The organism is Sphingobium sp. LF-16 (genome assembly GCF_003711185.1).
GTDB lineage: Bacteria > Pseudomonadota > Alphaproteobacteria > Sphingomonadales > Sphingomonadaceae > Sphingobium > Sphingobium yanoikuyae_A.
Map to the genome: position 1 here is coordinate 3,685,812 of NZ_CP029335.1, position 21,296 is coordinate 3,707,107.

The 21,296-nt window shown below is 55.1% G+C and carries 18 protein-coding genes; 5 read left to right on the forward strand and 13 right to left on the reverse strand.

Annotated features, from left to right (window positions below):
- Positions 1-143: 143 nt before the first annotated feature.
- Genes DIZ22_RS22270 through rfbC form a run of 6 tightly spaced genes read right to left on the reverse strand, consistent with a single transcriptional unit; the run spans position 144 to position 4,413 of the window.
- Positions 144-581: a hypothetical protein gene (locus DIZ22_RS22270; protein ID WP_240626755.1), complete on the reverse strand. Its 438-nt coding sequence runs from the start codon at positions 579-581 to the stop codon at positions 144-146.
- Positions 582-623: 42 nt separating this feature from the next.
- A complete protein-coding gene (locus tag DIZ22_RS22275; protein WP_240626758.1) occupies positions 624-926 on the reverse strand; it encodes a hypothetical protein in 303 nt (100 codons plus the stop codon).
- Positions 927-959: 33 nt separating this feature from the next.
- Entirely contained in the window at positions 960-1,829 is an 870-nt protein-coding gene (gene rfbA / locus DIZ22_RS17345) for a glucose-1-phosphate thymidylyltransferase RfbA (RefSeq protein WP_122928448.1), read from the reverse strand.
- Positions 1,830-1,852: 23 nt separating this feature from the next.
- A complete protein-coding gene (rfbD, locus tag DIZ22_RS17350; RefSeq protein WP_122928449.1) occupies positions 1,853-2,740 on the reverse strand; it encodes a dTDP-4-dehydrorhamnose reductase in 888 nt (295 codons plus the stop codon).
- Positions 2,737-3,801: a dTDP-glucose 4,6-dehydratase gene (rfbB, locus tag DIZ22_RS17355; RefSeq protein ID WP_122928450.1), complete on the reverse strand. Its 1,065-nt coding sequence runs from the start codon at positions 3,799-3,801 to the stop codon at positions 2,737-2,739. Before rfbB ends, rfbD begins: the two co-directional genes overlap by 4 nt.
- Before the next feature lie 12 nt (positions 3,802-3,813).
- Positions 3,814-4,413: a dTDP-4-dehydrorhamnose 3,5-epimerase gene (gene rfbC, locus DIZ22_RS17360; RefSeq protein ID WP_240626760.1), complete on the reverse strand. Its 600-nt coding sequence runs from the start codon at positions 4,411-4,413 to the stop codon at positions 3,814-3,816.
- Positions 4,414-4,570: 157 nt separating this feature from the next.
- Between rfbC and DIZ22_RS17365 the strand changes: the two genes are divergently transcribed.
- Complete coding sequence (locus DIZ22_RS17365) at positions 4,571-5,884, forward strand: glycosyltransferase family 1 protein (protein WP_122928452.1); 1,314 nt, start codon at positions 4,571-4,573, stop codon at positions 5,882-5,884.
- Positions 5,885-6,090: 206 nt separating this feature from the next.
- On the opposite strand, the gene DIZ22_RS17370 is transcribed toward DIZ22_RS17365, so the two are convergent.
- The 6 genes from DIZ22_RS17370 to DIZ22_RS17395 all read right to left on the reverse strand — a co-directional run bounded on the left by DIZ22_RS17370 (position 6,091) and on the right by DIZ22_RS17395 (position 14,257).
- Positions 6,091-6,267, reverse strand: a complete 177-nt coding sequence (locus tag DIZ22_RS17370) for a hypothetical protein (RefSeq protein WP_164488907.1) — start codon at positions 6,265-6,267, stop codon at positions 6,091-6,093.
- Between the two features lie 151 nt (positions 6,268-6,418).
- Positions 6,419-7,588, reverse strand: a complete 1,170-nt coding sequence (locus DIZ22_RS17375; protein ID WP_122928454.1) for a lipopolysaccharide biosynthesis protein — start codon at positions 7,586-7,588, stop codon at positions 6,419-6,421.
- Between the two features lie 26 nt (positions 7,589-7,614).
- A complete protein-coding gene (locus DIZ22_RS17380; protein WP_122928455.1) occupies positions 7,615-8,415 on the reverse strand; it encodes an ABC transporter permease in 801 nt (266 codons plus the stop codon).
- A gap of 200 nt (positions 8,416-8,615) precedes the next feature.
- On the reverse strand, positions 8,616-12,500 hold the full coding sequence (locus DIZ22_RS17385; protein ID WP_164488908.1) for a glycosyltransferase: 3,885 nt from the start codon (positions 12,498-12,500) through the stop codon (positions 8,616-8,618).
- Between the two features lie 166 nt (positions 12,501-12,666).
- Positions 12,667-12,906: a hypothetical protein gene (locus DIZ22_RS17390; RefSeq protein WP_122928457.1), complete on the reverse strand. Its 240-nt coding sequence runs from the start codon at positions 12,904-12,906 to the stop codon at positions 12,667-12,669.
- A 268-nt stretch (positions 12,907-13,174) separates the two neighbouring features.
- Complete coding sequence (locus DIZ22_RS17395; protein WP_122928458.1) at positions 13,175-14,257, reverse strand: IS5 family transposase; 1,083 nt, start codon at positions 14,255-14,257, stop codon at positions 13,175-13,177.
- Between the two features lie 144 nt (positions 14,258-14,401).
- Here DIZ22_RS17395 and DIZ22_RS21910 point away from each other — a divergent pair, with 144 nt between their 5' ends.
- Entirely contained in the window at positions 14,402-15,673 is a 1,272-nt protein-coding gene (locus tag DIZ22_RS21910; RefSeq protein ID WP_164488909.1) for a hypothetical protein, read from the forward strand.
- Positions 15,674-15,686: 13 nt separating this feature from the next.
- Here DIZ22_RS21910 and DIZ22_RS17405 read toward each other — a convergent pair whose 3' ends face one another.
- Positions 15,687-17,630 carry a glycosyltransferase gene (locus DIZ22_RS17405; protein ID WP_122928460.1) on the reverse strand — a complete coding sequence of 648 codons (1,944 nt, stop codon included), beginning with the start codon at positions 17,628-17,630 and terminating at the stop codon, positions 15,687-15,689.
- Between the two features lie 377 nt (positions 17,631-18,007).
- Here DIZ22_RS17405 and DIZ22_RS17410 point away from each other — a divergent pair, with 377 nt between their 5' ends.
- The 3 genes from DIZ22_RS17410 to DIZ22_RS17420 all read left to right on the forward strand — a co-directional run bounded on the left by DIZ22_RS17410 (position 18,008) and on the right by DIZ22_RS17420 (position 21,274).
- Positions 18,008-19,204: a glycosyltransferase family 61 protein gene (locus tag DIZ22_RS17410; RefSeq protein ID WP_122928461.1), complete on the forward strand. Its 1,197-nt coding sequence runs from the start codon at positions 18,008-18,010 to the stop codon at positions 19,202-19,204.
- 206 nt (positions 19,205-19,410) lie between these two features.
- Positions 19,411-20,148: an IS701 family transposase gene (locus DIZ22_RS17415; protein WP_276309022.1), complete on the forward strand. Its 738-nt coding sequence runs from the start codon at positions 19,411-19,413 to the stop codon at positions 20,146-20,148.
- Between the two features lie 37 nt (positions 20,149-20,185).
- Positions 20,186-21,274: an IS5 family transposase gene (locus DIZ22_RS17420; protein WP_122928849.1), complete on the forward strand. Its 1,089-nt coding sequence runs from the start codon at positions 20,186-20,188 to the stop codon at positions 21,272-21,274.
- Positions 21,275-21,296 lie beyond the last annotated feature (22 nt).

The window sequence follows — 21,296 nt, forward strand, 5'->3', positions numbered from 1 at the left end:
CTCGCGCGTGTTCCTGCTTTTGCAGGAACACGGTTGATCTGGAACAGGACTGTCCGCTTCTGAGCTTCAAGCCCCCATTAGCTCAAGCCAGCGCGGGGCCGTTCAGCGCGGCGTGGCGAGCAGAGCGGAAACAGACTCTCCCGTCAGGAAGAAGGCGCAGTCCCTTCCAGTAGCAGGCAGTCGCCCTTTCCCCAGGCCAGGCCATTGACAGCACCCGCGCCGGTGAGCGGGGTGAACCATAATAGCTTGCCATCGGGTACGCTGACGCTTTGATCTTCGTTCCAGTGGACCAGATCGAGCGAGATGGGGGCTTCGCTATCTGCGAGCAACCGGATATCGCTGCCCAGCGGTGCTTCGATCGGGGTGCGGTCATAGGATGTCAGGCAACCGACCGCCACGCCGTCGTCCAGATGTTGTTCGCGGGAGCGGACATAATCGTAAAGGCGATAGGTGACGTCGGCATTCTGCTGGATTTCCGCCAGCGTGATGCCGGCGACGATCGCATGGACGGTGCCGGCTGGATGAAATAGTAGTCGCCGGCTTGACCGGCTTCCAGTCGATCCACTGTTCCAGCGATCCATCCTGCGCCGCGGCGCGGAACTAGTCGGGGGTCATGGGCGCGGTCAGGCCAGTGCCCAGCGTCGCGCCGAGCTCGCAATCGAGGAATACCAGATTTCATCTTTGCCGCGCAGCAGGCCCTTGTCCACGGCCTGTGCGTTGTCGGGATGCACCTGGATAGAGAGGCGATCGCTGGTGAAGATATATTTGACCAGCAGGGGCATATCCGCCCCGTCGGCGCTCTCGAACCGGACTTCGCCGATCTGTCGGCCCGCACCGGCGGCCGCGAAGATCGGCGGAAGGTCGGTCCTGGCCCATGGTTTTTTGACATAATGGGGAACGAGCTTTTGCATCAGCATCCCGTCCATATCGGTTCCCGTGGGGCAGGGGGCAAGCGAGCGTCAGCCTTCGGCCAGCACAGCGCGCAGATAGCGGCCATAGTCGGACTTGCCGAGCTTCCCGATCGCCTTGTCCAGACCCGCAGCATCGATGAAGCCCTGACGATAGGCGATTTCCTCTGGCGCCGCAATCTTGAAACCCTGCCGTTTTTCGAGGACGCGGACAAATTCGGCGGCGTCGAGCAGGCTGTCAGGCGTGCCGGTGTCGAGCCAGGCATAGCCGCGGCCCATGATTTCCACGTTCAACTCGCCGCGTTCCAGATAGACGCGGTTGACGTCGGTGATTTCCAGCTCGCCGCGCGGTGAGGGCTTGAGGTTCGCGGCGATGTCCACGACCTGATGGTCATAAAAATAGAGGCCCGTGACCGCCCAGTTGGATTGCGGCTTTAACGGCTTTTCCTCGATCGTCAGCGCCTTCATCTGACCATCGAAGCTGACCACGCCATAGCGTTCGGGATCGTTAACATGATAGGCAAAGACACTGGCTCCGCTGCTACGCGACGAAGCGCTGGCCAGAATTTCGGGCAGGCCGTGGCCATGATAGATATTGTCGCCAAGGATCAGTGCAGACGGTTGGTCGCCGACGAAATCCGCGCCGATGATATAGGCCTGTGCCAGACCGTCGGGGCTGGGCTGCTCCGCATAGTCGATGGTCATGCCCCAGGCGGAACCATCGCCCAGCAGCGATTGGAAAGCAGGTAGATCGCGCGGTGTGGAGATGATCAGCACTTCGCGGATACCTGCCAGCATCAGCGTGCTGAGGGGATAATAGATCATCGGCTTGTCATAGACCGGCATGAGCTGTTTCGAGGTCGACAGCGTCATCGGATAGAGGCGGGTGCCGCTGCCCCCGGCAAGAATGATACCCTTCATGCTCTTATTGTCCCTCAAGATAATCAGTTAGACGCCGGTTGCAGACGGTCCATCACGTCTTCCAGCGACGTGCGCCAGTCAGGCAGCGTCACGCCATGTGCATGTGCGATTTTGCCGCAATCAAGCCGCGAATTGGCAGGCCTAGTGGCGGGCGTGGGGTAATCGGCCGTGCCGATGGCCCGCACCGATGCCGACGGACCGCCGCGCGCAGCGGAGGCCGTGAAGATCGCCTGAGCGAAATTGGCCCAGCTGGCTTCGCCCGGCGCCGTCATGTGAAAGATACCGCGTAGCTCAGGGCTACTATTGGCTACCATATTGGTAGCCACCTTTATGATGCCGTCCGCAATGGCGAGCGCGCTGGTCGGGTTGCCGACCTGATCGCCCACTACGCCGAGTTCGTCGCGGTCCCCCGCCAGACGCAGCATGGTCTTGACGAAATTGCCGCCGAATGGGCTGTAGACCCATGCGACGCGTAGGACGGCGCTGTTATCGTGGCCGTCCAGCACCGCCCGTTCGCCCGCCAGTTTCGACGCGCCATAGACGCCGGTGGGGCCGGTCGGATCGCTTTCCACATAGGGGCGGTCCAGCGTGCCATCGAACACATAGTCGGTCGAGATGTGGATGAGCGGGACGCCCAGTGCGCTGGCCGCCTGCGCCACCGCGCCCGGTCCCGTGCCGTTTACGGCATGGGCCAGATCGCTCTCGCCTTCCGCCTTGTCGACCGCCGTATAGGCGGCGGCCGAGACGAGCACGTCGGGCGTGGTGGCAGACAGAGCGCGCACGACCGATGCCGGGTCGGCAAGGTCGAGATCGGGACGGCCGATCGCGATCACGTCATGCCCGGCGGCCGCGCCACGTTCGATGAGGCTGGTGACGACCTGCCCCGTCGTTCCCGTGACGACGATTTTCATGCAGGCACCTTGACGGCTTTATCCAGACCGAGGCGCTGGCCGTCATATTGTTCGCGCAGCGGCTGCCACCACCACTGGTTTTCCAGATACCAGCGCACGGTCTTTTCGATGCCGCTGTCGAAATTTTCCTGCGCTTTCCAGCCCAGTTCATCCTCCAGTTTGGTCGCATCGATCGCATAGCGCGCGTCATGGCCGGGACGATCGGTGACATATTCGATCAGCTCGGCGCGCGGGCTGTCGGTCGGGACCAGTTCGTCCAGCACCGCGCAGATGCGCAGCACCACGTCGATATTCTTGCGCTCGTTGCGGCCGCCGACATTATAGGTTTCGCCAGGGGTCGCCCGTTCGATGATGATGTCCAGCGCACGGGCATGATCGTCGACATAGAGCCAGTCGCGGATATTCTCACCCTTGCCATAGACCGGCAATTTGCGGCCTGCCAGCGCGTTGAGGATCGTCAGCGGAATGAGCTTTTCGGGGAAGTGATACGGCCCGTAATTGTTGGAGCAGTTGGACACCACGACCGGCAGGCCATAGGTGCGCTGCCATGCCTTGGCGAGGTGGTCCGACGCCGCCTTCGACGCCGAATAGGGCGAGGAGGGGTCATAGGGGGTGGTTTCCTCGAACAGGCCTTCATCGCCCAGCGAGCCATAGACTTCGTCGGTAGAGACATGGAGGAAGCGGAAGGCGGCCTTCGCGTCGCCCTCAAGGCCGTTCCAGTAGGCGCGGGCGGCCTCCAGCAGGGTGAAGCTGCCCACTACATTGGTCTGGATGAAATCGGCCGCGCCCGTGATCGAGCGGTCGACATGGCTTTCGGCGGCCAGGTGCATGATGCGGTTGGGCTTGAAGCCAGTGATTGCCGCATCCATCGCCGCGCGATCGCAGATATTGGCGCGCAGGAACTGGTGGGTGTTCCTGCCCTCGACTTCTTTCAGCGAGGCTTCGCAGCCGGCATAGGTCAGCGCGTCGATGGTGAGGACGTCATAGCCCTTTTCCAGCACCAGATAACGGACGAGGGCAGAGCCGATGAAGCCGGCGCCGCCGGTGACGATTACGCGCATTTCTTATGTTCCTCAGTCAAGCGGCAGGAGGGGATGGCCGTCATAAGCGAAGGGGCTGTCAAAATCGGCAAGCAGGGGCTGCACCGCATCCTTTGCCGACAATTCCGGCACTATGCCCTCAGGCATAGGCCAATTGATGCCGATTGCAGGATCGTCCCAGCGAATGCCGCCATCATGATCCGGCGCATAGGTGTCGGAACATTTGTAGCTGACTTCGCAATTCGGTTCGAGCGTCAGGAAACCATGGGCGAAACCGATCGGAATGAAAAGCTGATGTCCATTTTCCGCAGACAGTTCAGCGCCGACCCAGTGACCATAAGTCGGGGATCCTTTGCGGACATCCACAGCCACGTCGAAAATACGTCCGCGAATGCAGCGGACCAGCTTGTCCTGACCGCGGTTGGGCGTCTGGAAATGCAGGCCCCGCAAAGTATGTTCGGGAACGGACAGGGAATGATTATCCTGCACGAACCGGCATGGGATGCCCAGGGCGGCAAAGGCCGGTTCGGAATAGACTTCTGTGAACCATCCGCGAGCATCACCAAAACGACGCGGCTGAATGAGGCGAACAGGGGAAGTGGATTGCTGCATATGCGCAGTTAGCGTCATCATACAGCCATCGCAAAGCCAAAGTTGACTGAACGCCCTGCTTTTCGTCCGATAAAGAGGAGGATATTCCATTCGCACACACATGCGGAAACGCAGCAAAACCCACCCCGTTGCCAGCCCAACTTCTTACGCCTAATGCCTCCTGCCTACAGGAGATTATGTGCGGCAACTCACTATCGGAATTGACGGGTACAATTTGGCCATGCCGCGGGGCACAGGCATTGCAACCTATGGCCTTAACCTTGCCCGCACATTGCAATCGGGCGGCCACCAGACCGTCGGCGTCTTTGGCCTGCATGTCGGCAAGGCGCCATCGCTCCGAGAAACTCTGTTCTTCGATCGCGTCGGCCAAGCCCAGACCGGTCGGATTGTCTTTGGCGGTCGATGGCAGCGGCGCGGCCATATGATATGGGCGACCCTGAATTCAAGGCTCAAGGCCCAGGCGATCGATGTGCCGCTGACGAACCGGGTTGATAAGGAGGCGTTTGCAGAAAAACTGCCGCATTTCGACCGATTGACCAGCACGACCGGCCTGTTTCCCCTGGCCCAGCGCCACTTCACCATGACGGGGCGCTTTCTTTCATTGCAGATGGAAAACCCACCGGAGATCATGCACTGGACCTACCCTGTCCCGGTGCGTGTCGCTGGCGCGCGTAACATTTACACGATCCATGACCTCGTTCCGCTGCGGCTGCCCTATACCACCCTGACGAACAAACCCGGCTTTGCCAAGCTACTGCGCCAATGCGCGATAGAGGCCGATCATCTGTGTACGGTTTCGGAATTCAGCCGCCAGGACATTATCGATCAATGCGATATCGCCCCGGCCAAGATTACCAACACCTATCAGAACAGCTTCATTCCAGGTGAAATTCTCGAAGAATCCTTCGAGGATAGCACGAGGAAAATCGAAGGCATTTTCGGGCTGAAGCCCAGAGGATTTTTCCTGTTTTTCGGCGCAGTCGAACCGAAGAAAAATCTTGGCCGCCTGATCGAAGCTTATCTTGGCCTGCAAGATCAGCCACCTCTTGTATTGGTCGGCGCCCGTGCTTGGATGAGCGAAGGGGAACTCAGTCTTCTGCCCGAAAATGATCCCAGGATCATCCGACTGGATTACCTAAACAGGAATACTCTCCTGCGGTTGATGCGATCGGCGCGCGCCGTCTTATTCCCATCCATATTCGAAGGATTTGGCCTGCCCGTTCTGGAAGCCATGCAACTGGGTACGCCGGTCCTGACATCCGATCGCAGTTCATTACCCGAAGTGGCAGGGGACTCAGCCTTGCTGATCGACCCTTACAGCACTGCATCGATAGCCAAGGGCATTCAGCGGTTGAACAGTGACGACAGGCTGAGAGAAGAGCTCAGCAGAAAAGGTCCCGATCAGGCCGAGAAATTTGGCTACTCCGCCTATCTGAAGAAGCTGGAACATATGTACCATCATGTCATTTCATCCACTGCGGCTTCACGATGACATTCATCCGCATCGGTTAAAATATATCTGATTTTCCTTTTTCTTTACCAATGTGGCGGCGAAGACGGTTCCGTAGAAGGCCGGCTTTCCGATCATTCACCATCGGCGCAGGAACGGTGGGTCCTGTAATGTAACCCCGATTGCGATCGAGCACATTTTCGTCAGTGCGCCAGGACAGCCGTCAGACTTCTTGGGGCGGATTATGTTCAGATACCGGGGAGCCCAGCCAATATCCAGGTGAGGATCGCAAAGGCCATCAGAGACAGAAAAAAGCTGCGGTTGAGACGATTTTCACGCGCCACATTGGCCCGTTCCTGAACCAGTTCGGTTTCGGATGGGTTACGTATGGCATCCAACTGTCGCTGAATATCCTTTTCATCCATATTCATACCCTCTGTACCGCTTGATCGCCTCGCACCATAAAAGCGAGCAGCTTCGCCACGCAGTCCCCAATCAACAGGGCTACAGCTACTAACTTCTACAAAGGAAGCCGCTCCCTACTGACACATGGCAGGCAGGAGCGGCTGCAATCAGTTAAGCGGCATGTTCCTTTACCCCTGCTATGACCAACCAACCAATGCCATAAGCGACGAACAGAGCCGCAAATACAATCAGCAGGATGCGTTCGCGCTGTGGGAACAGCGATTTGACAGGCAGATTGGCATCAACAACGCGCACAATGTAAAGTTGCTGACGGGTGGCTTCTTCCTGCGCTTTGGTCAGGCCCGCTGCCGCAGTCTCGTAATTTTTAGCGGCAAACTCCTGCTGAACACGCAAATCTTCAAAGCCGCCCAAATTGACTGCAACGGTGGCATTGCCGCCGGTCAGTTCCGCAGACTGGGCTGCAACCTGCGCCTGCAGCGAACGGACCTGGCGTTGCAGGGCAAGATATTGCGGACTAGAATGAGAGATAGTGCCGCCCATGGTCGCCAAAGATGCCTGGGTGGTCGCCAGTTGGGCCTTGAGGCTGGACACCAGACGTATCTGATTTTCACCGGAAACATCAGGCGCAACATCCCGCGAATTTTGGCGGTAGGCGGTCATCCTGCGCTGCACTTGCGCGACCTGGCGCTGCGCATCCAGCACCTGTGCCCGCGCAGTAGCGACAGCATCCTGATAACGGCGCCGGTTCATGCGGTTGACCTGCGCCTCGCTCAACAACAGGAGGTGTGCGGCGATGGTTTGCGCGTCTTTGGGTCGGAAAGCGCGCACTTCCAGGGTTGTAATCCCGGTTTCCAGGTCATGATGGACCTTCACCATGCGCTCGTAATAACGCAGCAGTGCTTCCGGTGTGAGAGGATCGGCTGTCAGCCGACTGATATAATCGGCTTCCGGTCGCTGAAACATGCCAACCAGGTCAATTTGCTTACTGAGCGCCGCAACGGCTTCATGGGATTTGAGATAATCGGGTACGGCCGAGGTCTGGCTGGCCAGGTCACCCCCGCCAGACGACCCCGTCAGCATCCCACTCAGCCCGCCTCCTGATGAACTTCTGCCGGAGCTGGAACTTACGATGAAGTGCGCTTCAGACTGATATTGATCAGCTGCCACAATATAATAATAGGCAGCAACCAACAGCGTCGGCAAGAATACGAAAAGCATGAGATAGCGCTTCTTAGCTATAAAATCCCAAAGGCTTTGAATTCTCGTCCTTGGCTTTATTCCGTCGGAATTCACCACTTCAAACCAGCTCTGGCTATTCATTTTTCGCTCTATCTTTTCAGTGGTGATTATACATGAAGACGGGATTTTACCGATCGCATGGCCAAAAGGCCAAGAAGCGTCAGGCCAGCGCAGCATGCCGTGACATAGCCAAAGCTGACATATGTCAGGCTGGCGCTTTCAAACGCGCCATAACGCAGCATTTCGAACATGTGCGGGAAAGGGTTGTACAAAAGATAATCCCTAAAGGGTTGCGGAATCCAACCGACGGAAAAGAACGCGCCGGATAGAGGGATCATAAAATAGGAAAAGGGATGGACCATCCGTTCAGCAAAACTGCGATCGTGAGTCCAGCCAATGACTATCATGCTAAGTGCAAGAGAGAACCAGAATATATACCCTACACCAATAAACAGAAATAAAGGCCGTGGGGGAAAATCCGTAAATCCCAATCCTATACAAAAACCCATTAATATAATGAATGACGCTGTCGTTCCTGCAACTTCCAGCAAAGCGCGTGCATAGGCAAGATCGAGCACCGTAACCATGCGATGATGCAAAAGCGTCATATTGGCATGCAACGCGCCTTCAGCACGGTTTACGATGCCGCGAAACATGATGAAGTTGCAATATCCAACCACAGTGAAAGCCACAGGGTTAATACCATGGTGACTGCCGCCCGAATGCAGGATCGAAATGATCGTTCCCAGCATCAGTGGTTCACCGACCAGCCATAGATAGCCGATATTCTCGCGACCATAGCGCGTGTGCAATTCACGCAAGATGATGGCGCCGATCACGCGGGCCTGGATCGCCAAACATTCGCCCAGGCCGACGCGTTTGGGTAGTTCTGCAGTCAGTTCGATCATCGGCAGCGGCTTATCACCTTGTTTGCCTTTTTCCTACAGGCTTGTCGGGGCGGCGAACTGGGCAGCGGTCGAACAGCTATGCCCACTAGGGCGTTATCCTCCTCGAAGGGGAGAGCATCCCCTTTGACGTGAACGACTGGAGCATCCGTCGAGGCCAAGTGGCACCCGCCTGCTCATAAGACAGGCGCCATTCTGACCCATCAGGCGTCGATGAACGACCTGTATATTTCAACCAGATCGGCCGCCTGCTCCTTCGACGTCCTCAGCGATGGAGGGAGAGGTGACTGCATATATCTGGACGGATTGGTATCGATTTCCTTGAGCGCCGCAAGCAGTGCCGCATCGTCATTCATATCGACGATAAAGCCATTTTGCCCGTCGACAACCGGTTCACCGATCGCCCCCCGATCGGATGCGAGTACCCAGCAACCACAGGCCAGCGCTTCGCGCGATACCAAGCCATAGCTTTCCGGCCATAAAGATGGCGCCAGAAAGACATCAGTTCGCGCATAAAGGGACCATATTTCACTTTGCGGCATGCGACCGCGAATTTCCACCCACGTGCCGTTCCACTCCTCCCAGCGGACATCCGAGGCAGCCATCGCATGGTCAAGCAGCAACAGGCTGAGGTTTTCGAACCGGTGCGCCTGCAATATGCCGCGGACATAGGGAATACCCTTATGCAGTTCCAGGCCGCCGAAATGGCCAAGCCTAACCTTACCGGATTCGTTAGGAACACGTTGAACCTGCGGAATTTTGGAAACGCCATTATCCACCGCTTTTACATGCGTCACGCCCGCGCGCCGACAAACGGCCGCAAAGCTTTCGGACACAGTCAATATTGCAGCTGCACCTTCCAGCACGCGCTGTCGATCGGATATGCCGCCGCGCAGCGGATCATTGCGTTCGTAAACTCCCCCCAGATCATACAAGCTTTCCTGCCCGTCGTTGCCGATAATGAACTGGTTTGGCGAAATCCACCAACCATCGTGCATGGTGATGATATAGGGTGTATCGCGTCGGCGCACGACCTCTGCAAAGCTGGTAGTCAGGCGCTGGATGCAATGCATATGCACCAGATCAGGCTGTATTTCGTCAAGACAACGGGAAATCGGATCAATCATCGCCTTGTCGATCGATCGACGGTCGATATCCTGAGCGATCGGCGCCGTGATGGTAAAGACCCTCACACCGTCCACGACATGCCAATCGATCTGATAGGGGGTGTCGCCCCCTTCCTTGGTTGCCAAGATCGTGATTTCCCATTCGTCACCAACGATCTGACGGATTTCCCGAACATTATCCTCTACCACGCGGGTGGCCCCGCCGATCGATTGTGGGGCAAAGAAGACATTGCCGATCAGCAACTGCTTGCGGCGCTTGGGGAGCGTCGCTTCAATCTGCCTGATAACCGCGCCCATACGTTCAGCCATGCGTTGGGGACCGTAACGATCCAACGCAACCTGACGGGCTTTTTCGCCAACCTGCTTGCGCAAATCAGGCGCACTGACAAGCCGGTCCAAATGAGTGAAAAACGCCTCTTCATCCCCCGCCAGGAAACCGGTTTCGCCATCATCTAGAACCTCGACGAATGTTGCGGTCGGGCTGACGATGGAAGGAATGGCAAGCATCGCCGCTTCCAGCCATTTGATCTCGCTCTTGGCGTCTACGACCGGCCCCTCCTCAAGCACGGCAAGATTGATATCCGCCGTATTAAGCTCATTCCAGTATGCCCACAGGCCGCCGGGTTGGCGTACGCTGAAAAGATGCTGCAAATCTTCGGGGATCATGTCCATTTCACCAAAATGGCCGATCACCACGATACGGATATTTTCTCCATGCTTGCGGGCGATGCGAACAAGGGCCGGAACGAGTATTTCCTTGAACGCCGCCTTGTGCGCTTTGGTACCTGATCCATAGAAAATGGTGCAGGGTCCGCTATTGCCCTCGCGCTCCGACAAAGACTTCATAGCGCGCACATGGGCATAACCCATCCCATTGGGATGAACAAAACCCTGACCGGTTGCTACATGAGGTTTCATATGTTCAAGCAACGATGTCGTTGAAGCCATGGCATAATCGGCCATTTCCATCGCCTTGCGATATAGCGGTGTACTCAACGCCAGCTGGGCATGCTGCCATTGCGTAATTTGCCCGTCATAGCTTTCCAGCGACGGAGGAAATAGTTCGCTATCAAATATCAGGTCATCGATATCGTAGATGATGGGTACGCCAAAATCCCTGATTTTACCCAACGTTTCGATGATTTCCGGAAATGCCGGCAAACGATAGGCGATGACCAGGTCCATATCCCATATACGGCCAACCAGCTCGCGATTTTGCTGGCCATATTCAAAATGGTGCGCCTTGAAACCAGCCTCTTCCAGCTGTTCAAGCTTTTGTTCCACCCTATAGAGATAGCATTGCTGCAAATCATCGTTAGACAAGAGAGCGACATTGCGAATGGAACGAGAGCGCTGATAGCAGCTTTTCCTTGCAGGAAAATAGGCGAGGCTGTCATTCAGAGATTTAAGGCCAGCTTCATAAGAGGTGCCAAGGGCGCGTTCGGGGCCCTTGTCCCAGGAGTTGAGGAAATTCTTCGCAAGGAATTGCGTGCCGCGGCGTTGAGCATAAGCGCTGCCCGGAAATAGATCCATCCAATCGCATGCCACCTGCGCCGCGCGCGACGCCTCCCCCAATTGTTCATGACATTCCGCAAGTCGCAGCACCGACAATTCACCGATCGTCCGCGCTTCCAGCTCTTCCTCCCACAGTGTCATGGCGGAGCCCCAAAAGCCATGCGTGTAGAGATTGTTGGCGTGCTGGCGGTGGCCGCGCGGATGGTCAGGATATTGTTTCAGTACTATCGAGATGAGCTGATCCGACTTGTTGAACTGGTTAAGGCCGGCGAAGCGTTCGGCCAGATCCAAGACAAAACCCGTATCAGCCGCAGCCAATGGCTTTGCCGCAAACAAGTCAAGTTCCGCTTCTTCGATGACACGCCGAAGCAGGTCGCTTGGTTTGCTCAAAGTCTTGGACGCCAGTTTCATAAGTGTCCGGGTAATATGGGCTGGAAGGTCTAGCTTATACCAAGCCTGACACAGCATAGTCAGATTGGGATGGCATCCCATCGCACTACCCACTTCCAACCAGTGGCGATATAGTGGGTGAACCCCAGCCACCCTGGTCGTAAGGTCTTCCAAAGTCTGCTGGTCATCATATTCCAGAGAATAAAAAATATAATCGAATTTTGAATCATAAGAAATGTCATGACCCATAAACTGGCCATCAGTAACAAAATGATGTAATAAGCGAGATCTATTTGCATTACTTCCCGAAAGAAATCGAGTGCGATAATAATTTTCATCAAAAGCAGATGCGATAATGTCAGAAGAAATGCCATGGCATAAGAATAATTCTATTGCATCACAATAGATTGGATAGTCCATGCCACACTTCAACTGAATCCTCATGAATTCAGCCAGCGTGACTAGAGTTATTTCTTCTGGGACCGTGATATCATAAAATTGCCGAATGAAATGGCGGTCCATGCGGGTCGGCGCGACCACCCGTTGCTTTTCCGTACGCCCCATTTCCAAGAAATGCCACAAGGCTCCTTTAGCGGACGGATAAGCCTGACGAACATCAGGATTTGCAGCAAGATAGGAGGCGATATTGAAGCCGACAGGAAAATTCTCTTCCGAAGCAGATGGCTGTGGTACTTCGAAGGGAAGCGCCGCTGCGTCAGTTCCATGATTCCAGAAACTATATCTCCGCAATTCGGCACTGCCATAGGTTTTATAATGTTCAACCGCCTGAAAGGGCCAGGTTACCGAATTTGCAACATCCGAGTTAATTTCCATATAGGCATGGACATCAAAATCGCGCGGCAGGCTTTCATCCTGGAGTGCGTGCGCCAGCGCTTCGCCAGAGTTGGCAAACCGCCCCTCGACAGCGCCATGCTCCTTCCAGTGCGACAGGGCTTCCTCGTCCGAAAAATGGGCAATGTCAGCATAAAAGGCCCGGTAGAACACAGGATCAAAACGATGCGTGTTGTCAAAACCGGTGCTTAACAGTTCATTCACGTTAACACTCCCAGGATTCACTCATTAACCATACGGCCACGAAGTCGACGAATATCGTATCGCACGCAGCCCTCCCCCCTCAACATTAGACATTTCATTTAATTGCCTAGCTTCGACGCGAGGTAAAGCAGTTTGCTGTGCGGCCCAATTTACCAACGTGCATTGATCACGACTCACACGCCCATTTGCGGCGTCCGATAGTCATGATGCGCCACGGCTGATCGACCAGCCTGTTCCAGGCTTTGCAGCAAAGGTCGATGATGTTGTCGTGGGACGTGAAGATCCGGTTGGACAGCCAGTTATCGCGCATGATCGGCCAGATATTTTCGTCAGGGTTGAGTTCAGGCATTTTGGCGGCAATGGAATGATGCCGATATTTCGCTGGCACTTCGAGCTTTCCGATCATGCGCCACCCGGCTTAATCCATCAACAGAACGCCGTCGGCACCTCGTTCGATAGCGAGCGATATCTCCGCCAATTGCAGCGACATGGTCTGGGTGTTGCAGAAGGGGGGAGCAAGTCTGCCCTCTTGCCAAGCTCCGGGTAGTTGGACACCTCGAAAAACCGGGTGATTTTGGTCTGATGGCGTAGGAAGGGGCACGCGGCGCTGATGAAAGGCGCCGTTTCGGCGGCATGATCGCGGTGTCAGCCGAGTTCTCGACGCCAACTCCATGTCATGCAGGCGCAGTTCTGCCCTCGAGCCATGCAAGGCGCTGGAAATTATAGACCAGATTGGCCATGCCGATCTTGATCCTGGCGCAAGCGATGCCGATGGTGCGGACGACGAGGCCCATACGGTGCTTTTGCCCGGCAAAGACATGCTCGACGGCAGCGCGAACCTTTGACCGCCTCGTATTGGCCCTGGCTATTTGTTCAGGCAGCGGCCGCCTGGGCAGGCGCTTCTGGTGAATGTTGCTGGTGAACATGCCCTTGGCGAGGAACGCCTCGTTCTTCTTCGATCGATAGGCAGTGTCGGCCCAAACGCCAGACGCGGTGTTCTCCTTGCTGATCACATCGGGCAGTCGCGCCCCATCATGGGCATTGGCGGCACTTGCATCCCAGGTGCGGATCAGTCCGTGAGCCCGATCAATACCGATATGGTTTTTATAGCCGAACATCGGAATGGCCAGATCAACCGGTTTTGTCGCCTTGGGATCGGCGCCTTCCCTGACCTTGGCTTTGGTATATTTGATCGACCAGCGCGCATCCCGGTCTTTCTGCCGGACCCTGGCAGGCGTCCAGTCCTTGGGGATGCGGCCTTCCTTGATCGCCGTCTTCTCCTCCTGGGTGTTCCGCTGCTTGGGCGCGGGCACGACGGTGGCATCAATGATCTGACCGCCCATGGCCAGATATCCCCGGTCCTTGAGCGCGGCATCGAAGCGCGCGAACAGCCGGTCGATCGCCTTGGCCTTTACAAGCCGTTCGCGGAACAGCCAAACCGTGGTGGCATCGGGCACGGTGCCTTCCAGCCCCACGCCCAGGAAACGCTGGAACGATAGCCGGTCCTTGATCTGGAACTCGGTCGCCTCGTCGGACAGCGAATACAACGCCTGTAGAACCAGGATTTTGAACATCAGCACCGGATCGAACGGCGGTCGTCCGCCCTTGTTACGAGGGCCGCGTCGCAGCGCGGCCACCAGCGGTCCCCGGAATAGCTCGAAGTCCACCACGGCAGACAACCGTTCCAGGGGATCGCCCGCCGCGCTCAGCGCCTCGTATCGGTCTGAAAGATCAAAGAAACCCGGCTGTACTGCCATCTCTGCCTCCGCTGTCGCGTACGCGCAGTGAATCACCTCAAGCCGTCAGACGCCACCGGTTTTACGAGGTGTCCAGCTGGTGCCGATAATGACCGCCTCCATCCGCTGCATTGCTTCTCCGCACGAAGCTGATAGGGGAGCATCATGAAAGACATGATTGAGGTTGATCCGGATATTGATCGGGTCCTTCCACTGGATCCGTTCGGATCCAGGCCGCATTGGGCTAGCCGGATTGCAGGACTGGGTGGTCAGGAACCGGCGCCTGATCCTTCTTATGTCTTTCTTACTTTGGATAGCCGCCCTGCAATAGGAACGGTTACGGTTCAAGTGCGGTTCCTTGACCTTGTCGCAACGCACGGCACGCTATTGATTGAACTGAATGTACGTTCCGCTTTTCCAGGCGATGATCATTGCCGATTGGAAACGATCGCGGTCGATCTTAGTGATCTTGCGCAATCCGGCGGCATTTTCGAGTTCAGCTTCGAAAGCTACCGAAACGTTTATTACGCCATCGGCGGTAGCATCAACGACGAAACGGATGTCGTCGCTTCCTATATCGGCATTACCATTGATCGGCGGGCAAGTCCGACGCAGCACAGCAGGGATTGGGGCTGGCGTGCTGGTGATGCGCTGACGGCAAAGCGCAGAACAGATATTGAATCTGCCTTGATAGATCGGGTCATGACGGATTTGACGCCGCCTCGCCTGGATCATCCGATGTCGCAAATCGGATCACCGCTACAATGTCAGGAAAAAAGCTTTTTTGACGCCATGTCGGCTTTGCATCGAAAGCCGGATATGACGTTTGAAAATTGGGCGATGGCTTATATCCTACAAAGCATATTCCGTTATGCCAGGGTGGAGCAACCGTCTAAAATTCTGGGTTATGTCTCAGATCAAACGCCTCTTCTGTCTTATTTCGCTGCGCAAAAACATGAAATTGTCGGTATGCGTCATACTGCCGGCGGTGAAGTGCCGGCTGATCCAGGGCGGGAACTGCAAAATTTGTGGATCCAGGATCTGTGCGAAGAATCCGAATTTTTCGCTCATGCGCATTTCACAGCAGGAGATATCCGCTTTCCCAAGGAAAGTTTCAACGGGCAGTTCGATGTCATATGGTCGATCAACGCGAACAGGAATATGACGCCCAAGGATTTCGTCAATTTTGTGGTGAATGGATTGATTGCCGTAAAGCCAGGAGGGCTGGCCGTCCATGTCTTCGACTTTGCTGACGATAATGTGCCGGATGATCCGCATATCATCTACCGCCCGGACGTTGAGCGCTTGGCTGCGCTCGCACTGTCACATCATAATGATGTTGCTCGCCTGCAATTCCGGCACGGGGCGCCTTCAGGTGTGTCGATAGGCGTATTGCCTTTTGGCATCGTGCTTTTGCGTGGTGGATTGCCGGAATGATATCAGGATAAAATCAAAGCGCCCAGGGTTGATTTTTCACGCTTTGTTCTATCCATCGCGCGACAACTTGCGGCGTTGGGGCATGAAATCCGTCAAATGGCTGTCCTGTACGCAACCAATGCGGGTTATAGGCCGGATCAAGTTTCAGCGCTTCACCCCAGATAGATTGCAGACGCTGCCATTCCTCATGTTCACGTTGTTGCGCTTCAGCCGATAGGAAAGTGCCTCTGGTGGCGGACTCGCGATGTATCGCCACGATGTCTGACGCCTGCACCACATATTGGCCGGCCGCCCGGCATCGCAGGCAGAAGTCGATATCGTTATAGGCTACAGCCAGTTGCTCATCAAAGCCGCCCACTTCGTTAAACAGGCTTCGCGATGTTGCAAGCCATGCGCCAGTCACGGCGGAGGCAAGTCGCGGTTTCACCCACCGCCTGTTTGGGCCTCCATCGGCAGAACTGCTTCCTACGCCTTCATGCACAGGGGATCCCGCACCCATACCGAAAATCACGCCGGCATGCTGAATTATACGGTCTGGATATAGTAAAAGTGCGCCTATTATTCCAGTACCTTCATTGAAAATATAATTTTCCATGATAATGTCCCAACGATCTGTCTCCATTTCAACGTCGTTATTCAAGAAAAGAATATGAGGTGCTTTGCTATAAGCTGCACCTATATTATTTGCTTTGGACCAATTAAAATCTTCATCATGGTTTATAATTTGTGCTATTCCTGAATTTTCCCATTTTTTGAAAAGGTTTTCAGTTTCAGTTAGAGTGCTTCGGTTGTTGATGATGACGATGTCCAGGCGTTCGGGCCTGGCCGCTGTGCGGAGCAGGCTGGCAACGCACCGTTCCACCATGGCGGGAGCATCTCTGGTCTGGATAATGACCTGAATTCCATCATCATTATATGGCACCGGCCGAATTGGCGAATATGAAGATATTTCGGGCTGCTTCGAACCGAAGCGGCGACTTGCCAATATTTTTGGTACATGAACGTAGTTGATTGGCAACAGGATGCGTCGTGAGAAAAGATCGGCCCATGAACATGGCATATCGATCGCTTGTCTGGAAATCAGGACGCTGGGCGGGCAATTTTCGGCATGACTGAACCAGTAAGGATCATGCATTGGTTGAAAACAGGGATATTGCCAGCGATTGCCATGAACTGTGTCATCCCAATGGTCGTGATCGCAATAGGCGCCCATTGCGCCGGTGTGTTCCATGGCGGCATGAAGATAACCGATAATATCGGGGGACAGGCGACTTCCGGATTCAACGAACAGAATATGCGAAACTGATCTGTCCAGTTCGATCCTGTCATCAGGATGAAAAATTCGGGCGGAGGAGGGAATTGGAATTCTTTCATGGCCCACGACAATATGATGGGTCCCTGCCAGAAATCCCCGGATTTCTTGCAACCATTCGGGGTCGGCATACCGTCCGTCTATGGCCACCAACAGGCCAGCCAAGCCTTCATGCTTCAAAGTCGCTGGGATATGCCACTGCGGACGATAGAATGGGTATCGGGATAGGGTATATATGCCCTGTTCGACTTCGATGACCTGCTGCGTGGCATCGGGTAGACGTTCTCGCTCTCCCATGGCCAGCAAGGCCTTAATGATTTCTTCTGCATGCGGATCATGCGTCAATCCCTCACACAGAGCTCCAACGGCGGCTTGGCGATTTCCTAGGAGGCGCTCGGCATGGGCAAGGTGTATCCAGCTGTCGAGATTGTTCGGCAAATCCTGCGTCGCCTGAAGATAGGCGACCCGAGCTTGCATAAAATCTCCCTGTTCCTTGAGGCTGTGGCCCAATTGTATCCGGGCGGCGGCGTCTCTCGGCTTTCGATCGAGGTGCTGACGGTAGAAATTTGCGGCCTTTGCCCATTGGCCGGCCCGCGCAGCCTCTCGCGCAAGGGCCAATGGCCGGCGCCACAAATATCTCAGCATTTGACTTCAATTCCCAGGTTTAGACCAGATTTAGAAATGTGCTTCTGTCGCAAGGTCAAGCTTGGCTGATAAAAATGGCCACCTATCTCATTTCGGTATCGTATGCGAGCCGTGGGCGGATTAAACGCGTGGACGGCCATTGGGTAGGGTTTGGCGCTTCTGCTGTTTCACTCGTATCTTTGCTGCGGTATGGCATGCAGGTGAGCCTGGCCTGTTTGCGACATTGCTCAATAAGCTACGTTGCATTAGCAGCCTGAGTGGTGAGGAACTGGAAATTTATTAGTAAAAACCAATAAATGCATATGTTAATCATATAAAATAATAATATTTTCAAATATTATTATTTTCAAATTTGTTATCTGAAAGATTTTTCGGAAATGGTTATGGAAGATCGTATAGTATCTGGTGCACCGAAGGAAATATATAATCTGCCGGGAAGTTTGTATGAGTTCCATAGCATAATTAACGATCAAAAATCTTACTCATATGATAATATAGAATATATGTTTAACATATATGATGGAAAATATTACAGAAATTCTGCAGTTATTGATATGATTTTGGACAATGAAGATGGCTGGGGTCAGTCTCTCATTGATAAATATAACTCTGAGAAGCACTGTCATTCTGCTGCAAGTTCCGTAATAAGGTTAAGTAATGCAATAATAAATAATTCTATTATTTATTTCAAAAATGGAGATGATTATTCAATCTTATATGAAACATACAGATTTCCTGATAGGGTTGGAAAAACTCTTATTTTTGACGAAATTGAAGAAGGCATGGAATATTATGGATCATTAGATAAATCCTATCTTTATATAGGATCTGCCGGATCATTTAATTATGGACATTGGCTTGTAGATGATCTTCCTCGTGCGAAAGCGTGGATTGAGCTGAATGCAAAGCATGGAATAAACAGCGTCGTCCTTCTTCCTTCACATGGAGAGAAGATGAACGATATTAGGATGAGTTCTCTAAAATGCCTTATAAACAAAGATATATGTGTTGAATTTGTTGATATCGAAGATCGCATAAAGATTAAAAATCTTTATTTTGCAACACCTGTAAGCTTTCACCCAAGGATAAAAAATCCTGCATCTATCAATTTCATCCGTGAAAAAGCCTGTGCGTTATACTCCGATCATGGTTTCGAAGCTAAGAAAAGGCTGTTTGTAGCTAGGCGGCCACCGAATAGCCGGTCGATCATCAATTTCGATGAGGTATGGAATTTTTTGAAGCTTCGCGGATTCGAGATGGTCGAGCCTGAAAAGCTTGATTTTGTCGATCAGGTAAAAATCTTCAGGGAGGCCGAAATCGTAGTTGGTCAGATGGGCGCTGCCATGACTGGTACGATGTTTTGCCAGCCAGCAACGCCGGTTATATATCTAGCGCCTATCGGCTGGGCTGAGCCATTTTATCTGGATTTGGCTACAGTTGGTGGGCAGCATTATAATATTCTTGCTGGACCTACGAGCGGCGATGGTCCGGCATATATGTCAGATTTTGTAGTTCCTTTGGGGCCTCTATATCATCGGTTAACCTATATGGGATATCTGGAAACCCATAGCTAAACTGCGTAGCCAATAGAACAGCGCTCCGGGCATTGCCGCAGCGCGTCGATATGGCACCGCATGACGGTTTGCAGATCTTGGATCGCGCAAAAGCGGGCTCACATCGAGTACCCCTAACGCTACTTTCGCAGGAGTGTGATTTGTGGGATTCCCATGTCGCTGATTGCGTGATTCAAGGGGCGCCAGCTTTTTGCCGGAGGCTGGCGATGGACGAGGACTGGCAGGTGGATCTTGAGCGTTGGCTCGCGCCTTATCTGGAAGCGCTCGGTAACAAGACGCGGCGTCGAATGTGCCCAGCCTATATTGCTGGTCTGATCGGCCCCGGTGATCGCAAGAGTATCCAGCCCATGGCAGCCCGCTCGGATGCGAGCTCTTATGACCGGCTTCATCATTTCATCGGGGCCGGTCTGTGGGACGGCGCCCCGTTGGAAGCGGCCTTGTGGGGCCAGGCGGATGAATTGGTTGGTGGCGATAGAGCCTGGCTGATCATTGACGACACCGCCCTGCCCAAGAAAGGCAAGGCCTCGGTCGGCGTCGCGCCGCAGTATGTCACGGCACTCAGCAAGAATGCCAACTGCCAGACGCTGGTGTCGGTGACGCTGGCTTCGAGCCAATTTCCGCTTATGCTGAGCTTGCGGCTGTTCCTGCCGGAAAGCTGGACGAGCGATACCGCTCGCATGGACAAGTCGGGCGCGCCTGCTCCTTTGCAGGAATATTGCACCAAGCCCGAGATCGCGATCGAGGAGGTCGATCGCATCATCGCTGCCGGCGTGCGCTTCGGCTGTGTGCTGGCCGATGCCGGTTACGGGCTGTCGGCTCCGTTCCGGCAGGCGCTGAGTACACGCGGCCTCTGCTGGGCTGTCGGCATCCCCAGACACCAGAAGGTCTATCCGGTCGACGTGCAGTTGGACACCTCGAAAAACCCGTGGCGCCTGAGGGCCTGAAGTGATTCACTGCCTTTGCGCGATAGCGGAGGCGATGATGGCAGGGCAGCCGGGTTTCTTCGATCTTTCGGACCGATATGAGGCATTGAGCGCTGCGGGCGATCCGCTGGAGCGTCTGGCGGCCGTCGTGGACTTCGAGGTTTTCCGAGGACCGCTGGTAGCCGCGCTGCGCCGTAATCCTCGCGGCAGGGGTGGCCGCCCGCCGTTCGACCCGGTCCTCATGTTCAAGATCCTCGTGCTGCAGGCGCTCTACTCGCTTTCTGACGAAGCGACCGAGTTTCAGATCAAGGACCGCCTCTCGTTCCAGCGCTTTCTGGGGCTAGGCCTGGATGGCACGGTGCCCGATGCGACGACAGTGTGGCAGTTCCGGGAGCGTCTGGTGAAGGCCAGGGCCATCGACAGGCTCTTTGCCCGCTTCGATGCCGCCCTCACGGACCGGGGCTACCTCGCCATGGGCGGGCAGATCATCGATGCCACCGTTGTACCCGCCCCGAAGCAGCGGAACACCGAGGAGGAGAAGGCGGCCATCAAGGAGGGCCGGATACCCGAGCGCTGGCAGGATAACCCTGCGAAGATCCGGCAAAAGGATCGCGATGCCCGCTGGAGCGTGAAGTACACCAAGGCCAAGGTGAAGGAAGGCGCGGCCCCCAAGGCCTTTAAGCCGGTCGATCTGGCCATCCCGATGTTCGGCTACAAGAACCATATCGGCATCGACCGGGCGCATGGCCTGATCCGCACCTGGCATGCCAGCGCTGCCAATGCCCACGACGGCGCGCAATTGCCGACGCTGATCAGCCGGGGCAACACGGCTTCGGGCGTATGGGCCGATACGGCCTACCGCTCGAAGAAGAACGAGGCCTTCCTCGCCAAAGGCATGTTCACCAGCCACATCCACCAACGCAAGCCGCACCGCCGAGCGATGCCTGAGCGTATTGCACGCGCCAATGCCAAGCGGTCCGCGGTCCGCTCCGCCGTCGAGCACGTCTTTGCCGGGCAAAAGCACCGCATGGGTCTGGTGGTGCGCACCATCGGCATTGCTCGTGCCCGTATCAAGATCGGCATGACCAACCTTGCCTATAACTTCCAGCGCCTGGCCTGGCTCGAGGGGCGAATTGCGCCCGCATGACGCCAAAGACGGCCTGTGAAGG

Coding starts and splice junctions, on each gene's coding strand:
- DIZ22_RS17405 (WP_122928460.1), bottom strand. CDS start 17,630: ATGCTGAGATATTTGTGGCGCCGGCCATTGGCCCTTGCGCGAGAGGCT.
- rfbC (WP_240626760.1), bottom strand. CDS start 4,413: ATGATGACGCTAACTGCGCATATGCAGCAATCCACTTCCCCTGTTCGC.
- DIZ22_RS17390 (WP_122928457.1), bottom strand. CDS start 12,906: ATGATCGGAAAGCTCGAAGTGCCAGCGAAATATCGGCATCATTCCATT.
- DIZ22_RS22270 (WP_240626755.1), bottom strand. CDS start 581: ATGGATCGCTGGAACAGTGGATCGACTGGAAGCCGGTCAAGCCGGCGA.
- rfbB (WP_122928450.1), bottom strand. CDS start 3,801: ATGCGCGTAATCGTCACCGGCGGCGCCGGCTTCATCGGCTCTGCCCTC.
- DIZ22_RS22275 (WP_240626758.1), bottom strand. CDS start 926: ATGGACGGGATGCTGATGCAAAAGCTCGTTCCCCATTATGTCAAAAAA.
- DIZ22_RS17370 (WP_164488907.1), bottom strand. CDS start 6,267: ATGGATGAAAAGGATATTCAGCGACAGTTGGATGCCATACGTAACCCA.
- DIZ22_RS17380 (WP_122928455.1), bottom strand. CDS start 8,415: ATGATCGAACTGACTGCAGAACTACCCAAACGCGTCGGCCTGGGCGAA.
- DIZ22_RS17375 (WP_122928454.1), bottom strand. CDS start 7,588: ATGAATAGCCAGAGCTGGTTTGAAGTGGTGAATTCCGACGGAATAAAG.
- DIZ22_RS21910 (WP_164488909.1), top strand. CDS start 14,402: ATGAAAGACATGATTGAGGTTGATCCGGATATTGATCGGGTCCTTCCA.
- DIZ22_RS17395 (WP_122928458.1), bottom strand. CDS start 14,257: ATGGCAGTACAGCCGGGTTTCTTTGATCTTTCAGACCGATACGAGGCG.
- rfbD (WP_122928449.1), bottom strand. CDS start 2,740: ATGAAAATCGTCGTCACGGGAACGACGGGGCAGGTCGTCACCAGCCTC.
- DIZ22_RS17415 (WP_276309022.1), top strand. CDS start 19,411: ATGGACGAGGACTGGCAGGTGGATCTTGAGCGTTGGCTCGCGCCTTAT.
- rfbA (WP_122928448.1), bottom strand. CDS start 1,829: ATGAAGGGTATCATTCTTGCCGGGGGCAGCGGCACCCGCCTCTATCCG.
- DIZ22_RS17420 (WP_122928849.1), top strand. CDS start 20,186: ATGGCAGGGCAGCCGGGTTTCTTCGATCTTTCGGACCGATATGAGGCA.
- DIZ22_RS17410 (WP_122928461.1), top strand. CDS start 18,008: ATGGTTATGGAAGATCGTATAGTATCTGGTGCACCGAAGGAAATATAT.